The organism is Streptomyces sp. NPDC092045, assembly GCF_044756005.1.
Classification (GTDB): Bacteria; Actinomycetota; Actinomycetes; order Streptomycetales; family Streptomycetaceae; genus Streptomyces.
Genome location: NZ_JBIVSC010000022.1, coordinates 26,729 through 40,677, shown reverse-complemented (window position 1 = coordinate 40,677; position 13,949 = coordinate 26,729). Strand labels below are relative to the sequence as shown.

At 75.0% G+C, this 13,949-nt stretch carries 13 protein-coding genes; 7 read left to right on the top strand and 6 right to left on the bottom strand.

All coding sequences use genetic code 11. From position 1 onward, the window contains the following. Nucleotides 1–141: 141 nt before the first annotated feature. Nucleotides 142–642, bottom strand: a complete 501-nt coding sequence (locus ACIQKA_RS30785) for a GNAT family N-acetyltransferase (RefSeq protein WP_383159383.1) — start codon at nt 640–642, stop codon at nt 142–144. Nucleotides 643–863: 221 nt separating this feature from the next. Here ACIQKA_RS30785 and ACIQKA_RS30780 point away from each other — a divergent pair, with 221 nt between their 5' ends. Continuing rightward, the gene (locus tag ACIQKA_RS30780; RefSeq protein ID WP_383430291.1) at nt 864–1,853 is read left to right on the top strand and encodes an aldo/keto reductase; all 990 of its coding nucleotides are present in this window, start codon (nt 864–866) and stop codon (nt 1,851–1,853) included. A gap of 15 nt (nt 1,854–1,868) precedes the next feature. Here the strand turns inward: ACIQKA_RS30780 and ACIQKA_RS30775 are convergent, their stop codons facing one another. Together ACIQKA_RS30775 and ACIQKA_RS30770 are read right to left on the bottom strand one after the other, a co-directional pair. Next, the gene (locus ACIQKA_RS30775) at nt 1,869–2,552 is read right to left on the bottom strand and encodes a GDSL-type esterase/lipase family protein (protein ID WP_402543018.1); all 684 of its coding nucleotides are present in this window, start codon (nt 2,550–2,552) and stop codon (nt 1,869–1,871) included. Between the two features lie 69 nt (nt 2,553–2,621). Continuing rightward, entirely contained in the window at nt 2,622–3,461 is an 840-nt protein-coding gene (locus ACIQKA_RS30770) for an alpha/beta fold hydrolase (RefSeq protein ID WP_402543017.1), read from the bottom strand. Between the two features lie 69 nt (nt 3,462–3,530). On the opposite strand from ACIQKA_RS30770, the gene ACIQKA_RS30765 reads away from it, so the two are divergent. After that, entirely contained in the window at nt 3,531–4,544 is a 1,014-nt protein-coding gene (locus ACIQKA_RS30765; RefSeq protein ID WP_383159392.1) for a WD40 repeat domain-containing protein, read from the top strand. On the opposite strand, the gene ACIQKA_RS30760 is transcribed toward ACIQKA_RS30765, so the two are convergent. Next, the gene (locus ACIQKA_RS30760) at nt 4,531–5,274 is read right to left on the bottom strand and encodes a TetR/AcrR family transcriptional regulator (RefSeq protein WP_390110642.1); all 744 of its coding nucleotides are present in this window, start codon (nt 5,272–5,274) and stop codon (nt 4,531–4,533) included. The two genes, ACIQKA_RS30765 and ACIQKA_RS30760, sit on opposite strands and share 14 nt — an antisense overlap. Nucleotides 5,275–5,431: 157 nt before the next feature. Between ACIQKA_RS30760 and ACIQKA_RS30755 the strand changes: the two genes are divergently transcribed. Together ACIQKA_RS30755 and ACIQKA_RS30750 are read left to right on the top strand one after the other, a co-directional pair. After that, a complete protein-coding gene (locus ACIQKA_RS30755; RefSeq protein WP_402543033.1) occupies nt 5,432–6,562 on the top strand; it encodes an ATP-binding cassette domain-containing protein in 1,131 nt (376 codons plus the stop codon). Beyond that, on the top strand, nt 6,559–7,389 hold the full coding sequence (locus ACIQKA_RS30750; RefSeq protein WP_383430300.1) for an ABC transporter permease: 831 nt from the start codon (nt 6,559–6,561) through the stop codon (nt 7,387–7,389). Before ACIQKA_RS30755 ends, ACIQKA_RS30750 begins: the two co-directional genes overlap by 4 nt. Before the next feature lie 72 nt (nt 7,390–7,461). On the opposite strand, the gene serC is transcribed toward ACIQKA_RS30750, so the two are convergent. Continuing rightward, the gene (gene serC, locus ACIQKA_RS30745; protein ID WP_383159450.1) at nt 7,462–8,580 is read right to left on the bottom strand and encodes a phosphoserine transaminase; all 1,119 of its coding nucleotides are present in this window, start codon (nt 8,578–8,580) and stop codon (nt 7,462–7,464) included. Nucleotides 8,581–8,631: 51 nt separating this feature from the next. Between serC and ACIQKA_RS30740 the strand changes: the two genes are divergently transcribed. After that, nucleotides 8,632–11,454, top strand: a complete 2,823-nt coding sequence (locus ACIQKA_RS30740; protein ID WP_391094351.1) for an FAD-linked oxidase C-terminal domain-containing protein — start codon at nt 8,632–8,634, stop codon at nt 11,452–11,454. A gap of 32 nt (nt 11,455–11,486) precedes the next feature. On the opposite strand, the gene ACIQKA_RS30735 is transcribed toward ACIQKA_RS30740, so the two are convergent. Then, the gene (locus ACIQKA_RS30735; RefSeq protein WP_383159444.1) at nt 11,487–12,356 is read right to left on the bottom strand and encodes a LysR family transcriptional regulator; all 870 of its coding nucleotides are present in this window, start codon (nt 12,354–12,356) and stop codon (nt 11,487–11,489) included. Nucleotides 12,357–12,590: 234 nt separating this feature from the next. Here ACIQKA_RS30735 and ACIQKA_RS30730 point away from each other — a divergent pair, with 234 nt between their 5' ends. Continuing rightward, entirely contained in the window at nt 12,591–13,421 is an 831-nt protein-coding gene (locus ACIQKA_RS30730; protein ID WP_383159460.1) for a DMT family transporter, read from the top strand. A 201-nt stretch (nt 13,422–13,622) separates the two neighbouring features. After that, on the top strand, nt 13,623–13,916 hold the full coding sequence (locus ACIQKA_RS30725) for an SCO0607 family lipoprotein (RefSeq protein ID WP_383159457.1): 294 nt from the start codon (nt 13,623–13,625) through the stop codon (nt 13,914–13,916). Nucleotides 13,917–13,949 lie beyond the last annotated feature (33 nt).

Below are 13,949 nucleotides of genomic sequence, written 5' to 3'. Positions count from 1 at the left end.
GGGCACGGGTGACGGGGCCGGGGCCTCCGCGGGGGAGGTGGTGTCCGGGCTGCGTCTCACCACGCTTCGCGGGTTGAAGACGCTTTTACGCCCGGACACCACCTCCCCCGTTCCGGCCCCGCCCCCTTCCGTGCGTCGTCGTCAGACCCGCCGCTCCAGGATCTGGCCCTGCCAGTCGCCCACCGCGAAGGTGTCCGTGCGGGTGAAGCCCTGCTTCTCGTAGTACGCGATCAGGCGGCCCTCGCTGCCCGCGAAGCAGTCCACGCGGAGGAGCGAGACGTTCTTGCGGCGGGTCTCCGCGGCGGCGTGTCGGAGGAGGGCCGCTCCCACGCCCCGGTGGTGGAACCGGGAGTCGGTGGCCAGGAGGCGGATGTAGACCTCCGGTTCCCCGGCGTGGGGGACGTGCTTGCCGGGGTGGGGGGTCAGGGTCATCGTGCCCGCCGGTGTGCCGTCGACCTCCGCCATCCAGAGGTCGCCCTCGGCCACGGTCTCCTCGACCTGGCGTACGGCGGCGGGGCGGGCCGTGAAGGGGTCCGTGCCCCACTGGGCGGTGATGCCCCTGTCGTTCAGCCAGACCACGGCGCTGTCCAGGATGGCGAGTATCGCGGGTATGTCTTCGGGCCCGCCCCTACGGATCTTCATGGGGGTGAGGGTAGGGGGTGACGCGGGCCGGTGAGCGGTTCCGGCGGGGGCGGGGGTGGGGGCGTGGTGGGGCGGGTTAACCTCGAAGGGTGGACCCCAAGACTCGCAACCGGATCATGGCCGGTGTTCTCGTGCTGATGTTCGTCGTCGTCGCCGTGGCGTCGGTGGTCGGGCAGTAGGTGCTTGCCCGGAGGGCGTTCCCCGTAGTTGGCTGGTGACTCATGGAGTACACGCAGCTCGGACGCACCGGACTCAAGGTCAGCCGACTTGTCCTCGGCACGATGAACTTCGGACCCCAGACGGACGAAGTCACCAGTCACGCCATCATGGACGCGGCGCTGGACGCGGGGCTCAACTTCTTCGACACCGCCAATGTGTACGGGTGGGGTGAGAACAAGGGGCGGACCGAGGAGATCGTCGGCTCCTGGTTCGCCAAGGGGGGCGGTCGGCGCGACCGCACCGTGATCGCCACCAAGGTGTACGGGAACATGGGCGCCGACGGGGAGGCCTGGCCCAACCACGACAAGCTCTCCGCCCTCAACGTCCGGCGGGCCGTGGAGGGCAGCCTCCGGCGGCTCGGGACCGATCACATCGATCTCTACCAGTTCCACCACGTCGACCGCTCCACTCCCTTCGAGGAGATCTGGCAGGCCGTCGACGTGCTGATCCAGCAGGGGAAGATCCTTTACGCGGGGTCGTCCAACTTCCCCGGCTACAAGATCGCCCAGGCCAACGAGGTCGCCGCGCGGCGGGGAGCGGTCGGGCTGGTCAGCGAGCAGTGCCTGTACAACCTCTTCGAGCGGCGTGCCGAGATGGAGGTGATCCCGGCCGCGCGGGAGTACGGGCTCGGGGTCATCCCCTGGTCGCCGCTGCACGGCGGTCTGCTCGGCGGGGTCCTGAAGAAGGAGGCCGAGGGCAGGCGGCGTACGGAGGGGCGCGCGGCGGCCACGCTCGCCGACCCGGCCGCCCGGGCGCGGCTCCAGGCCTACGAGGACCTCCTCGACAAGCACGGGCTCCGGCCCGGTGAGACCGCCCTGGCCTGGCTGCTCACCCGGCCCGGGGTGACGGGGCCGATCGTGGGGCCCCGGACGCCCGCGCAGCTCGACGGCGCGCTGCGCGCGCTGGAGGTCGAGCTGGGTGAGGAGCTCCTGGCGTCCCTGGACGAGATCTTCCCCGGCCCCGGACCCTCGCCGGAGGCCTTCGCCTGGTGACGCCTCCGGCGTCCGTCAGGGCCGGGCGGCGTACGGGCCGCCCAGGGCCCACGCCCGGTGCATCGCGTCCGCGAAGGCCGAAGCCAGCTTGTGTTCGCCGGTGGGGCTCGGGTGGGTGCCGTCGTAGGTGTCGGCCGGGAGGGCGTACGCGTCCGGGACCGTCGCCAGGAGCAGCGGGGAGGCGGCCTCGTCCAGGTCGGCGACGGCCTTCGCGAGGAGGTCGTTGAAGCGGGCGCACTCGGCGGCGAAGGGGGCGTCGTAGGTGGCGCGGACGTTCGGGATGACCGGGAGGAGGACCGCCCGGACGCGCGGGTTCGCGGCGCGGGCGGCCTCGACGAAGGACCGGACGTTCTCGTCCGTCTGGTCGCTGTTCGTGTAGAAGCCCAGGTCGATCAGGCCGAGGGAGACGAGGAGGACGTCCGCCCCGGTCGCCGCGACCGTCTCGCCGATCACCGGCGCCATGTGCAGCCAGCCCTCGCCCCAGCCGGCCAGGTGGCGGCGGGCGGGGGCGGGGAAGTCCGGGGCGGCGTACGCCTCGGGCGCGTGGGTGCCGTCCGGGTCGTACAGGCCCGTGCGCGGTCCCACGATCTCGTACCCGCCCGGGAGGGTCGCCTCCAGGTGCTGCCACATCCGGTAGCGCCAGGTCCAGTCGCCGGCGCGTCCGATGGTCATGCTGTCGCCGACGAACAGAAAACGCATGGTCATATCATCGCGGATCGTGTGGCGGGGCCTGTGGTGATCCGGGGCACCTCCGGGACCCGGGCGCCCTCAGGCGAGGAAGGCGTTCAGGGTCGCGGTGAAGCGTTCCGGGGCGTCGTGCCACGGGAAGTGGCCCGCCCCGGGCAGGACGGTCAGCTCCGCCCTCGGGAACAGGGCCGCGTACGCGGCGGCCGTCGGCGGCGGGGTGTTCACGTCGCCCTCGCCCGCCACGACCAGGACCGGGCGGTCGAACCCCGCGAGCGCCGCTCGGGTGGTCGGCGGGTCGAAGGCGCCCTCGCCCGCGTGGGCCGCCGCGGCCCCGTCGTTGCGCCGCCTGCCGCTCTCGGCGTGCCGCTCCCGCGCGGCCCCGTCCCAGGTCCCGTGGAGGAACGGCGCGACCGCCGCGAACGCCTCCGCCCCGCCCCGTCCCGCCGTGACCTCCTCCAGGGCCGCGTACGCCGGGCCGAACCACGGCTCCGCGCTCCGCAGCCGCGCCGCCGCGAGCCGCTCCTCCGGGGGCGTGTCGAGCCCCACCGCCGCCGTGCCCGGGGCGACGAGCACCAGGCGGCTCACGCGGTCGGGGTGCCGGGAGACGTAGAGCGCGGCCAGATCGGCGCCCGCCGAGTGGCCGAGCAGGTCGACGGCGTCCAGGCCGAGGTGCGTCCGCAGCGCCTCCACGTCGTCCACCAGCCGGTCGCAGCGGTACGAGGCCGGGTCGGCGGGGGCCGCCGACGCGCCCGTGCCCCGCGGGTCGAGGCGGATCGGGCGCCGGTGGGCCGCCAGGCCGCCGAGGTCGCCCAGGTAGGCGGAGTCCTGCATCGGACCGCCGGGGAGGCAGAGCAGCGGGGCCCCGGAGCCGGAGTCGTGGTAGGCGAGTTCCGTGCCGTCGGCCGCGGTGAAGGGGGGCATGGACGCGACCCTGACAGCGGTTCCGATCATGGTCAACCGGGTTGTCGCCGCCCGTGGCAGGCTGGGGGCATGCGATCTGCTCTGTGCGCCCTCGGCACGGCGGCGGCCCTGGTGCTGCTCCCGGCCGGTCATGCCCGTGCCGAAGGCCAGGAGCCCGACCGGGACTTCACGATCCGGGACGCCCGGATCACCGAGTCCAGCGGCCTCGCCGCGAGCCGCGCCCACCCGGGGATCTACTGGACGCACAACGACCAGGACGCGCCCCTGATCTACGGCGTCGACTCCCGTACGGGAGAGACGGTCGCGACCCTGACCATGCAGGGGGTCGGCACGCCCCGGGACATGGAGGCGATCTCCGTCGGCCCCGACGGGGACGTCTACGTCGGCGACATCGGCGACAACCTCGACGGCTCCTGGGACCACGTCTGGATCTACCGCTTCCCCGAGCCGAAGGTCCTGAAGGACCAGAAGGTGGCGGCGCGGCAGTACGTCGTGCAGTACGCCGACGGGCCGCGCAACGCCGAGGCCCTGATGGTCCATCCGAAGACCGGCCGGGTGTACATCGCGAGCAAGAAGCAGGACGGCGGCGGCCTGTACGCCGGGCCCGAGCGGCTCTCGTCGTCGGGGACGAACGTCTTCCGGCGGGTGGGCGAGGTGCCGTGGGTGACCGACGGCGCCTTCTCGCCGGACGGCGGCCGGCTCGTCCTGCGGGGCTACTTCACGGCCCAGGAGTACGCCTGGAAGGACGGGCGGCTCGGGGACGGCGGGACGGCCGTGGGGGCGCCCTTCCAGGGACAGGCGGAGTCGGTGACGTACACGGCGGACGGCTCGGCCCTCATGTTCGGCTCGGAGGGCGGGAACAGCCGGGTCCTGCGCGTGGAACCGCCGTCGGGCGGCGGGCGGGGGACGGAGGGCCCCGGCGCTCCGGCCACCCCCGGCGCGCCGCGTTCGCCCGGCGCCTCCGCGTCGCCGTCCGCGGCCCCCGGGGCCGGTGAGCGGGGGAACGTCACCGTGGGCTTCCTCGTCCTCGCCGGCGCCACGCTCCTGGTGGTGGCCGGGAAGCGGCTGGTCAGGCGCCGCTGACCCGCTTCCGCCGGTCCACCAGGGCCTCGAAGCCGTCCAGGAGCCGTTCGAGGCCGAAGGCGAAGTGGTCGGTCTCGCGGGCGAAGGCGTCGTCCGCGAGCGCCGCCATCAGCGGGTAGTCGCCCGAGAGCATCGCCCGCTCCAGGTAGGGGCGCTGCGCGTCCCAGAACGCGTCGTCGCCGATCCCGGTCTCCCGCGCGGCCTCGGAGGCCTGGAGCTCCATGCGGGCCGTGCCCGCCGCGTACCCCTGCACGGTGATGATCACCGAGAGGGTCTCGGGGTCGCTCAGGCCCATGCCCCGCGGCCCCTTGAGCCCGGTGAGGCACAGCTCCAGGCCGCGCAGGGCGCTCGGGCCGAGGACGGAGCGGGCCTGGTTGACCCGGAGCAGCCAGGGGTGGGCCCGGTAGAGGCCGAGGGTGGTGCGGGCCAGGGCCGTGACGGTCTCCCGCCAGTGGGCGGGGGGCGGCGGGTCGTCGGGCAGGGAGTCGCCCTGGACCCGGTCGAGCATCAGGTCGAGGAGCTCGGTCTTGCCGGGGACGTACCGGTAGAGCGACATCGTGCCCACGCCCAGTTCGTTCGCCACCCGCCGCATCGAGACCGCGTCGAGCCCCTCCGCGTCGGCGAGGCCGACCGCCGTCGTGACGATCCGGTCGACGGTGAGGCCGGGTTTGGGCCCGCGGCTGGGACGTTCGGCCGTGCCCCAGAGGAGGTCGAGGCTGCTCTTGGTCATGCGGCCACTTTAAAGCGCTCCGTTTTGAAACTGGGTACGGTGTACTCGTAAGGGAGTACGGTGTACTCGGTTACGGGTTCCACCGCCGTTCCCGTGTGCTCCGTACGTGTTCCGAGAGACCCGCCGACCGGAGGCCTCCGTGTCCCAGCACGCCGTCATGCCCGAACGCACCGACGCGACCGCCCGCGCCCCCGAGTACGCCGTCCTCGCCGAGGACCTGCGCAAGGAGTACCGGGGCCGGGACGGCGCCACCCACGCCCTCGACGGCTTCGACCTGGCCGTCCGCCCCGGCACCGTCCACGGGCTCCTCGGCCCCAACGGCGCCGGGAAGACCACCGCCGTCCGCATCCTCGCCACCCTCCTCCGGGCCGACGGCGGACGCGCCGAGGTCGCCGGTGCCGACGTCGCCCGCGACCCGCGCGCCGTCCGCGCCCGCATCGGACTCGTCGGCCAGTACGCCGCCGTCGACGAGGGCCTGACCGGCCGCCAGAACCTGGAGGTCTTCGGCCGCCTCTTCCACCTCGGCGCCCGCCGCGCCCGCGACCGCGCCGCCGAACTCCTCGACCGCTTCTCCCTCACCGAGGCCGCCGACAGGGGCGCCGGCCAGTACAGCGGGGGCATGCGGCGCCGGCTCGACCTCGCCGCCTCGATGATCCTCGCCCCCGCCGTCCTCTTCCTCGACGAGCCGACCACCGGACTCGACCCGCGCGCCCGCGGCGAGGTCTGGGAGGCCGTCCGCACCCTCGTCGCGGGCGGCACGACCGTGCTCCTCACCACCCAGTACCTGGACGAGGCCGACCGGCTCGCCTCCCGGATCACGGTCGTGGACCGGGGCCGGGCCATCGCCGACGACAGTCCCGACGGCCTCAAGAACCTCGTCGGCGGCGACCGCGTCGAGGTCGTCGTCGCCGAGGCCGCCGACCTGCCGGCCGTCCGCGCGGTCCTCGCCCGGGTGGCGGGCGCCGAACCCCGCACCGACGAGGCCGAGCGGCGCGTCCACGTCCCCGTCACCGACCGGGTCGCCGCCCTGACCGAGGTCGCGCGCACCCTCCAGGAGGAGCGGATCGTCGTCGAGGACCTCGCCCTGCGCCGCCCCGCCCTCGACGACGTCTTCCTCCGGCTGACCGGTCAGGAGGCCGATCGGCCCGACGGGCGGGAGGCCGGCCGCTCCGACGGCCGGGAGACCGATCGCCCTGTCGGTCGGGAGGCCGATCACCCCGGCGGGCGGGAGGCCGACGCCCGTGGAACCGACGCCCGCGAAACCGCCCCCCGGGAGACCGCCGCATGAGCACCGCCGCCCCCGCCGCCACCGTCACCGCCCCCGGAGGCCGCGCCCGCTGGGCCCTCGCCGACGGCCTCACCCTCGTCCGCCGCACCCTGCTCAACTACCGCCGCAACCCGGCCGCCATCCTCTGGCAGCTCGGCTTCCCCATCGTCTCCGTGCTGCTCTACGGGTTCGTCTTCGGCAGCGCGATGCGGGTGCCCGGCGGCGGCGACTACCGCGCGTTCCTGATGCCCGGCATGTTCGTCATGGCCATGGCCTTCGGGCTCATGAACACCGCCGTGGCCGTCGTCACCGACAGCGGCAAGGGGGTCGTGGACCGCTTCCGGTCCATGCCGATGGCGCCCTCGGCCGTCGTCACCGGCCGCGCCCTCTCCGACCTCGTGATCGCCACCGCCGAACTCGCCGTCCTGGCCGTCACCGCCCTCGCCATCGGCTGGACCCCGGGCAACGGGTTCGGCCCCGCGGTCCTCGGCTTCGGGCTGATCCTGCTGCTGCGCTTCAGCCTGATCTGGGCGGGCGTGTGGTGCGGCCTCGTGCTGCCGAACACGGAGGCGGCCGGTGCCCTGTACGCCGTGGTCTTCCCGGTCACGATGATCTCCAGCGTGTACGTGGCGCCGTCCCTGATGCCCTCCTGGCTCGCTCCCGTCGCCGCCTGGAACCCGATCTCGTCCACCGTGACGGCCACCCGCGAGCTCTTCGGCAACCCCGGCGCGGGCGGCGGCTCCTGGGTCGAGCAGCACGCCGTCCTCATGGCCGTCCTCTGGCCGCTCGTCCTCGCGGCGCTCTTCCTGCCCCTCGCGGTCCGCCGCTACCGGTCCCTGAGCCGGTGACGTGCCGCCGCGCGCGGAAAAGGGCCCGGCGCCGCGTGCGCGGCGCCGGGCCCTCCGTACGGGGCGGGGGAGTTACAGCTTCTCGATCACGTGGTCCACGCAGGCCGTCAGGGCCCGCACGTCCGCCGGGTCGATCGCCGGGAACATCGCGATCCGCAGCTGGTTGCGGCCCAGCTTGCGGTACGGCTCGGTGTCCACGATGCCGTTGGCGCGCAGCACCTTCGCGACCGCCGCCGCGTCGACCTCGTCCGCGAAGTCGATCGTGCCGATGACCTGCGAGCGCTTCGCCGCGTCCGCCACGAACGGGGAGGCGTACTTGGACTCCTCGGCCCAGGAGTACAGCGCGTCCGACGACTCCTTCGTCCGGGCCACGGCCCAGTCCAGACCGCCCTGGCCGTTGATCCACTTCAGCTGCTCGTTCAGCAGGAAGAGGGTCGAGAGCGCCGGGGTGTTGTACGTCTGGTTCTTCAGGGAGTTGTCGATCGCGGTCGGCAGCGAGAAGAACTCCGGGATGTGCCGGCCGGAGTCGTGGATCCGCTGCGCGCGCTCCAGGGCGGCGGGCGAGAAGGCCGCCAGCCACAGGCCGCCGTCGGCCGCGAAGGACTTCTGCGGGGCGAAGTAGTAGACGTCCGACTCGGTGATGTCGACGGGCAGGCCGCCCGCGCCGGAGGTCGCGTCGACCAGGACGAGCGCGCCCTCGTCGGCGCCCGCGACCCGCTCGATCGGGGCGGCGACACCGGTGGAGGTCTCGTTGTGGGTGTACGCGTAGACGTCGACGCCCGCCTCGGCCACCGGCTCCGGGTGGGTGCCCGGGTCGGAGGAGATCACGCTCGGGTCGGCCAGCCAGGGAGCCAGCTTGGCGGCCTTCGCGAACTTGGAGGAGAACTCGCCGAAGGTGAGGTGCTGGGACTTGTTCTCGATCAGTCCGTGGGTCGCGATGTCCCAGAAGGCGGTGGAGCCGCCGTTGCCCAGGATCACCTCGTAGCCCTCGGGCAGCGAGAAGAGGTCACGGATGCCGGTGCGCACCTCGCCGACCAGGTTCTTGACCGGAGCCTGGCGGTGGGACGTGCCGAGGAGGGAGGTGCCGGTGGCGGCCAGGGCGTCCAGCGCCTCCGTACGCACCTTGGAGGGGCCCGCGCCGAAACGGCCGTCGGCGGGCTTGATGTCAGCGGGAATCTGGATATCAGCCACGAGGCGGAGAGTATCGGGTCGGGAAGGGGACGGTCGCCGGATGTCCGCCGGATGAGACGAAGGACGCGAGATCCTGGAGTTGTGGGAAGACACCGGGAACACGCGTCCGAGCTCGCCGCCGCCCTGCGTTCGGCCGTCGCCGGAGAGGTCGACTTCTCCGTCACGGCCAGGGCCCTGACCACCATGGACGCCTCCAACTACCGCCGCGTTCCGGCCGGTACGGTCGCCCCGCGCGACGCCGCCGACGTCGCGGCGGCCCTGGAGGTCTGCCGGGCGCACGGCACGCCCGTGGTCGCCCGGGGCGGCGGGACGTCCATCGGCGGGCAGGCCACGGGGACGGGCGTCGTGCTGGACCTCACACGGCACATGGGCGGCGTCGTCTCCCTGGACCCGGAGGAACGGACGGCGGTCGTCCGGCCGGGGCTCGTCCTCGACCGGCTGCGGGCGGCGGCCCGCCCGTACGGGCTGACCTTCGGTCCCGATCCGTCCACCCACGGCCGCTGCACGCTCGGCGGGATGATCGGCAACAACGCCTGCGGGGCGCACTCGGTCGCGTGGGGCACCACGGCGGACAACGTGCGCTCCCTCGACGTGGTGACCTACCGGGGCGCGGAGTTGACGCTCGGGCGGGAGGGGCGCGGCGCGCCGCCCGGACTGCGGGAGCTGGTGGAGCGCCACCTCGCCCTGCTGCGGACCGGCTACCCGGAGGGGCTCCCGCGCCGGATCTCCGGGTACGCCCTCGACGCGCTGCTCCCGGAGCGGGGCGTGGACGTGGTCCGCTCCTTCTGCGGCAGCGAGGGCACGCTCGGGGTGGTCACGGAGGCGACCGTACGGCTCGTGCCGCTGCCCGCCGAGCCCGTACTGGTGGTGCTCGGGTACGCCGACGAGAGCGCGGCGGCGGACGCGGCGCCGGGTCTCCTGGAGCACGGGCCGCTGACGGTGGAGGGGATGGCCCTCGACCTGGTGCCGGACGCCGTGGGGCTGCCCCGGGGCGGGGCGTGGCTGTTCGTGGAGGTGGACGGCGAGGGGGCGGCCCGGCGGCTCGTCCGGGCGGCGGACGCGGTGGACGCGGCCGTCGTGCGGGACCCGGCCGGGCAGCGGGCGCTCTGGCGGATCCGGGAGGACGCGGCGGGGACGGCGACCCGGGCGCTCGGCGGGGGCGAGGCGTGGCCGGGGTGGGAGGACTGCGCGGTGCCGCCGGCGCGGCTCGGCGCGTACCTCCGCGAATTCCGTTCCCTCCTGGCCGATTTCGGCCTCCGGGGCGTCCCGTACGGGCACTTCGGGGACGGCTGCGTCCACGTCCGGATCGACTTCGACCTGTGGACGGAGGAGGGGGTGCGGCACTTCCGCCGCTTCTCGGAGGCGGTGGCCGACCTGGTGGTCGCCCACGGCGGCTCGCTCTCCGGCGAGCACGGCGACGGGCGGGCGCGGGCCGAACTCCTGCCGAGGATGTACGGGGAGGAGCTGGTCGGCCTCTTCGGCGCGGTCAAGGACGTGTGGGACCCGGACGGGGGCCTGAACCCGGGGACGCTGGTCCGGCCGGGGCGGCTGGACGAGGGGCTGCGGTTCGAGGGGCTCGGGACGGCGGATGCGGGTGCTCCGGCGGCGGGGCCGGGGCTCGCCCTGGCCGGGCTTCCGGTCACGGCGGTGGGGCGGGCGGCGGCCCGGTGCGTGGGGGTGGCCAAGTGCCGCGTGGAGGGTCCGGGTTCGGGCCCGGGCGTGATGTGTCCCTCCTACCGGGCGACGGGCGAGGAGCGGCACTCGACGCGGGGGCGGGCGCGGCTGCTGCACGAGATGGCGCTCGGAGAGGTCGTCACCGGCGGCTGGCGCTCGGAGGAGGTCCGCGAGGCGCTCGACCTGTGCCTGTCCTGCAAGGGCTGCCGCAGCGACTGCCCGGTGGGCGTCGACGTGGCCGCGTACAAGGCGGAGTTCCTGGACCGGCACTACGCGGGCCCGCTCGGCCTCCTGCGCCGGCCGCGCTCGCACTGGACGATGGGGCGCCTTCCGCGCTGGCTCGACCTGTTCGGGCGGGGCCTGAACGCGGCGACGCGGCTGCCGTTCGCGGCGCGGCTCGCGGGGGTGACGCCGGAGCGGACGATGCCGGAGGTGGCGGCGGCCTCGTTCACCTCCTGGTTCGCGGAGCGCGCCTCGGACCGCCCGCCGGCCCTGACCCTCTGGCCCGACACCTTCACCGACCACCTGTCCCCGGAGGTGGGCCGGGCGGCGGTCCGGGTCCTGGAGGACGCGGGGCTGGGCGTGAGGCTGCCGGAGGGGCGGGTGTGCTGCGGGCTCACGTACGTGTCGACGGGGCAGCTGGGGGCGGCGAGGCGGGTGATGCGCAGGACGCTGGACGCGCTGGATCCGTCCGGAGGCGGCCTTCCCGTCGTGGTCCTCGAACCCTCCTGCGCGGCGACCCTCCGCACCGACCTGCCCGAGCTGCTGCCGGACGACCCCCGGGCCGCCCGGCTCGCCGCCTCCGTCCGCACCTTCGCCGAGGCGCTGGAGGAGCTCGCGCCCGACTGGGACCCGCCGCGCGTCGACCGCCCGGTCACCGGCCAGACCCACTGCCACCAGCACGCCGTCCTGGGTGACGCGGCCGACCGGCGGCTGCGCGCCCGCGCGGGCCTCACCGGCGGCCTGGCGGGCGGCTGCTGCGGCCTGGCGGGCAACTTCGGCTTCGAACCGGGCCACTACGAGGTCTCGGTCGCCTGCGCCGAGGACCAGCTCCTGCCGGCCCTGCGTGACGCGCCCCCGGACGCCGCCGTCCTGGCGGACGGCTTCTCCTGCCGCACGCAGATCGCCGACCTGACGGGCGGACGGGGGCGGCACGTGGCGGAGCTGCTCGCGGAGGCGGTGGACAGGGCGGCGCGGTGAGCGGCGGCGCGGGAAGTCCCGCGCCGGGGGGTTCAGGGCGCCGTGCGGGCCTTCGCGGCGATCTCGCGGGCCAGCGCCGCCAGGGCCCCCGTCGCCGGGTGCGGGAAGGCGTCCCGCCAGGCCAGGACGACCGGGAGCGGCGGCGCGTCCGGCAGGGGGCGGTAGACGACGCCGGGGTACGGGTGGAGGGCGGCGGTGGAGGCGGAGGAGACGCCGACGCCCCGGCCCGCGGCGATGGCGGTGAGCCAGTCGTCGGTGTTGGCGACGGTCAGGGTGGCCGCCGGACGGGCGGCGGCGGGCCACAGGGTGAGGGCGGTGGTGCCGGAGACGGTGTTGAGGACGACCGTCTCGCCGGCCAGCTCGCCGAGCGCGAGCCGGGGCCGCCCGGCGAGCGGGTGGTCGGCGGGCAGCGCGGCGACCCGGGGCTCGGTGGCGAGCTCCTCGGTGACCAGGCCGGGGGCGTCCACGGGGCCCCGGAGCAGGGCGGCGTCGACCTCGCCGCGGACGAGCCCGGCGGTGCGGTCGTCGACGCGGAGGAGTTCGAGCGGGGTGCCGGGGTGCTCCCGCTGCCAGCGCCGGAGCAGGGGAGTGGTGTACGGGCCGAACGCCGACCAGGCGTGCCCGAGGCGCAGGGGGCGGTGGCGGAGCCCGGCCGGGTCGACGGCGGCGTCGAAGGCGGTGAGGGCGGCGGCGGCCCGGTCCCGGAAGGCGAGGCCCTCGGCGGTGAGGGCGAGGTGGTGGGTGGAGCGGTCGACGAGCCGGACGCCGAGGTGCCGCTCCAGGGCGGCGAGGGTGCGGGAGACGGCGGGCTGGGTGAGGTGGAGCCGGGCGGCCGCCCTGGTCAGGCTGGACTCCTCGGCGATGGCGAGGAAGCAGCGGAGGTGGCGCAGCTCGATGCTCATGCGCTCGGAGCATAACCGCAGTGCAAGAGGCATTTCCGCTGCCGCGCGGGGGCCCGTACGGTGAGGTGGTGCCGCGCCGGCCCGGCGCGGCGGACCGCCGTGCGTGGCGTGTCCACGTGTCGTGTGGAGGAGCAGCCGGTGGACAGTCCGGTCAAGGACGTGACCCCGGTCGCGACGGCGGCGGGGCCCGGCGGCCTTCCCGTACGGGACGGGGACGGGGGTGCGGGCCGCCGGCTGGGCCCGGTCGCGCTGGTCGTCACGAGCGGGCTCTCCGTGCAGTTCGGGGCCGCCGTCGCCGTCCTCCTGATGCCGCGCGCCGGCGCCCTCGGCGTGGTGACCCTGCGGCTCGTGCTCGCCGCGGTCGTGCTGCTGGCCGTCTGCCGGCCCCGGATCCGCGGCTACGGACGCGCGGACTGGGGCACGATCGTCGCGTTCGGCACGGCGATGGCGGGGATGAACGTCCTCATCTACCAGTCGTCGAGCCGGATCCCGCTGGGCGCCGCCGTGACCCTGGAGGTCCTCGGCCCGCTGATCCTCTCCGTGGTCGCCTCGCGCCGCTGGACGAACCTGCTGTGGGCCGGGCTCGCGCTCGTCGGCGTGGTCCTGCTCGGCGGGGGCGGCTTCGACCGCCTGGACCCGCTGGGGGCGGCCTTCGCGCTCGGGGCGGGCGGCATGTGGGCCGCGTACATCGTCTTCGGCGCCCGCACCGGCCGCCGCTTCCCGCAGGCCGACGGGCTCGCGCTCGCCATGGCCTTCGGCGCCCTCCTCAGCCTGCCGCTCGGCCTCGCGGAGGCGGGCGACCGGCTCCTGGTGCCGTCGACGCTCGCCCTGGGCCTCGCGGTCGCGCTGATGTCGTCGGTCCTGCCGTACACCCTGGAACTCCTCGCGCTGCGCCGCATGCCGGCGCCCACCTTCGCGATCCTGATGAGCCTGGAACCGGCCGTCGCGGCCATGGCCGGCTTCCTCGTCCTCAGCCAGGCCCTGTCGGCCGTCGACGCCCTGGCCATCGCCCTGGTGATCGCGGCGAGCATCGGGGCGGTCCGCACGACGCGGCGGAAGGGGTAGGGGCCGGGGGCGCACCGCACTCTTTCCGGCCAACTGTGGCCGGGAGAGGCTCTGCTGAGTAGGGACGCGGCGGCCCGCTTGAGTACCGGTACTCACGCTCCGGCGATCGCGGGGAACGAGAGTGGGGTCAGACCGAACGACCGACAGGAGACCCCCGTGACCACCCCCCCGACCGGCAAGGCCCCTTCCCTCCGCCGCCGGATCCGCGCCTCCGCGACCGCCGCGCTCACGGGAGCGGCCGCGGTCCTGGCCCTGACCGGCTGCTCCGGCCTCTCCTTCCGGGACGACATCTGCGGCGGGGGCGAGTACCCCGTCATGACCGTCGGCGGGACCGGCTCCGCCTGCGTCAAGGACGGCGAGGAGGTCCCGGAGGGCTACACGCGCTACCCCGAGGGCAAGGTGCCGCAGAAGGTCGACGACGAGTGGGACGTGTACTGGCGCACCCACACCGTCGACAAGGACGGCACCGTCGTCGACGCCCCCGAGGCGGGCTGACCGGCACGGCCCCCCGGCGGGGAGCCTGGGGCG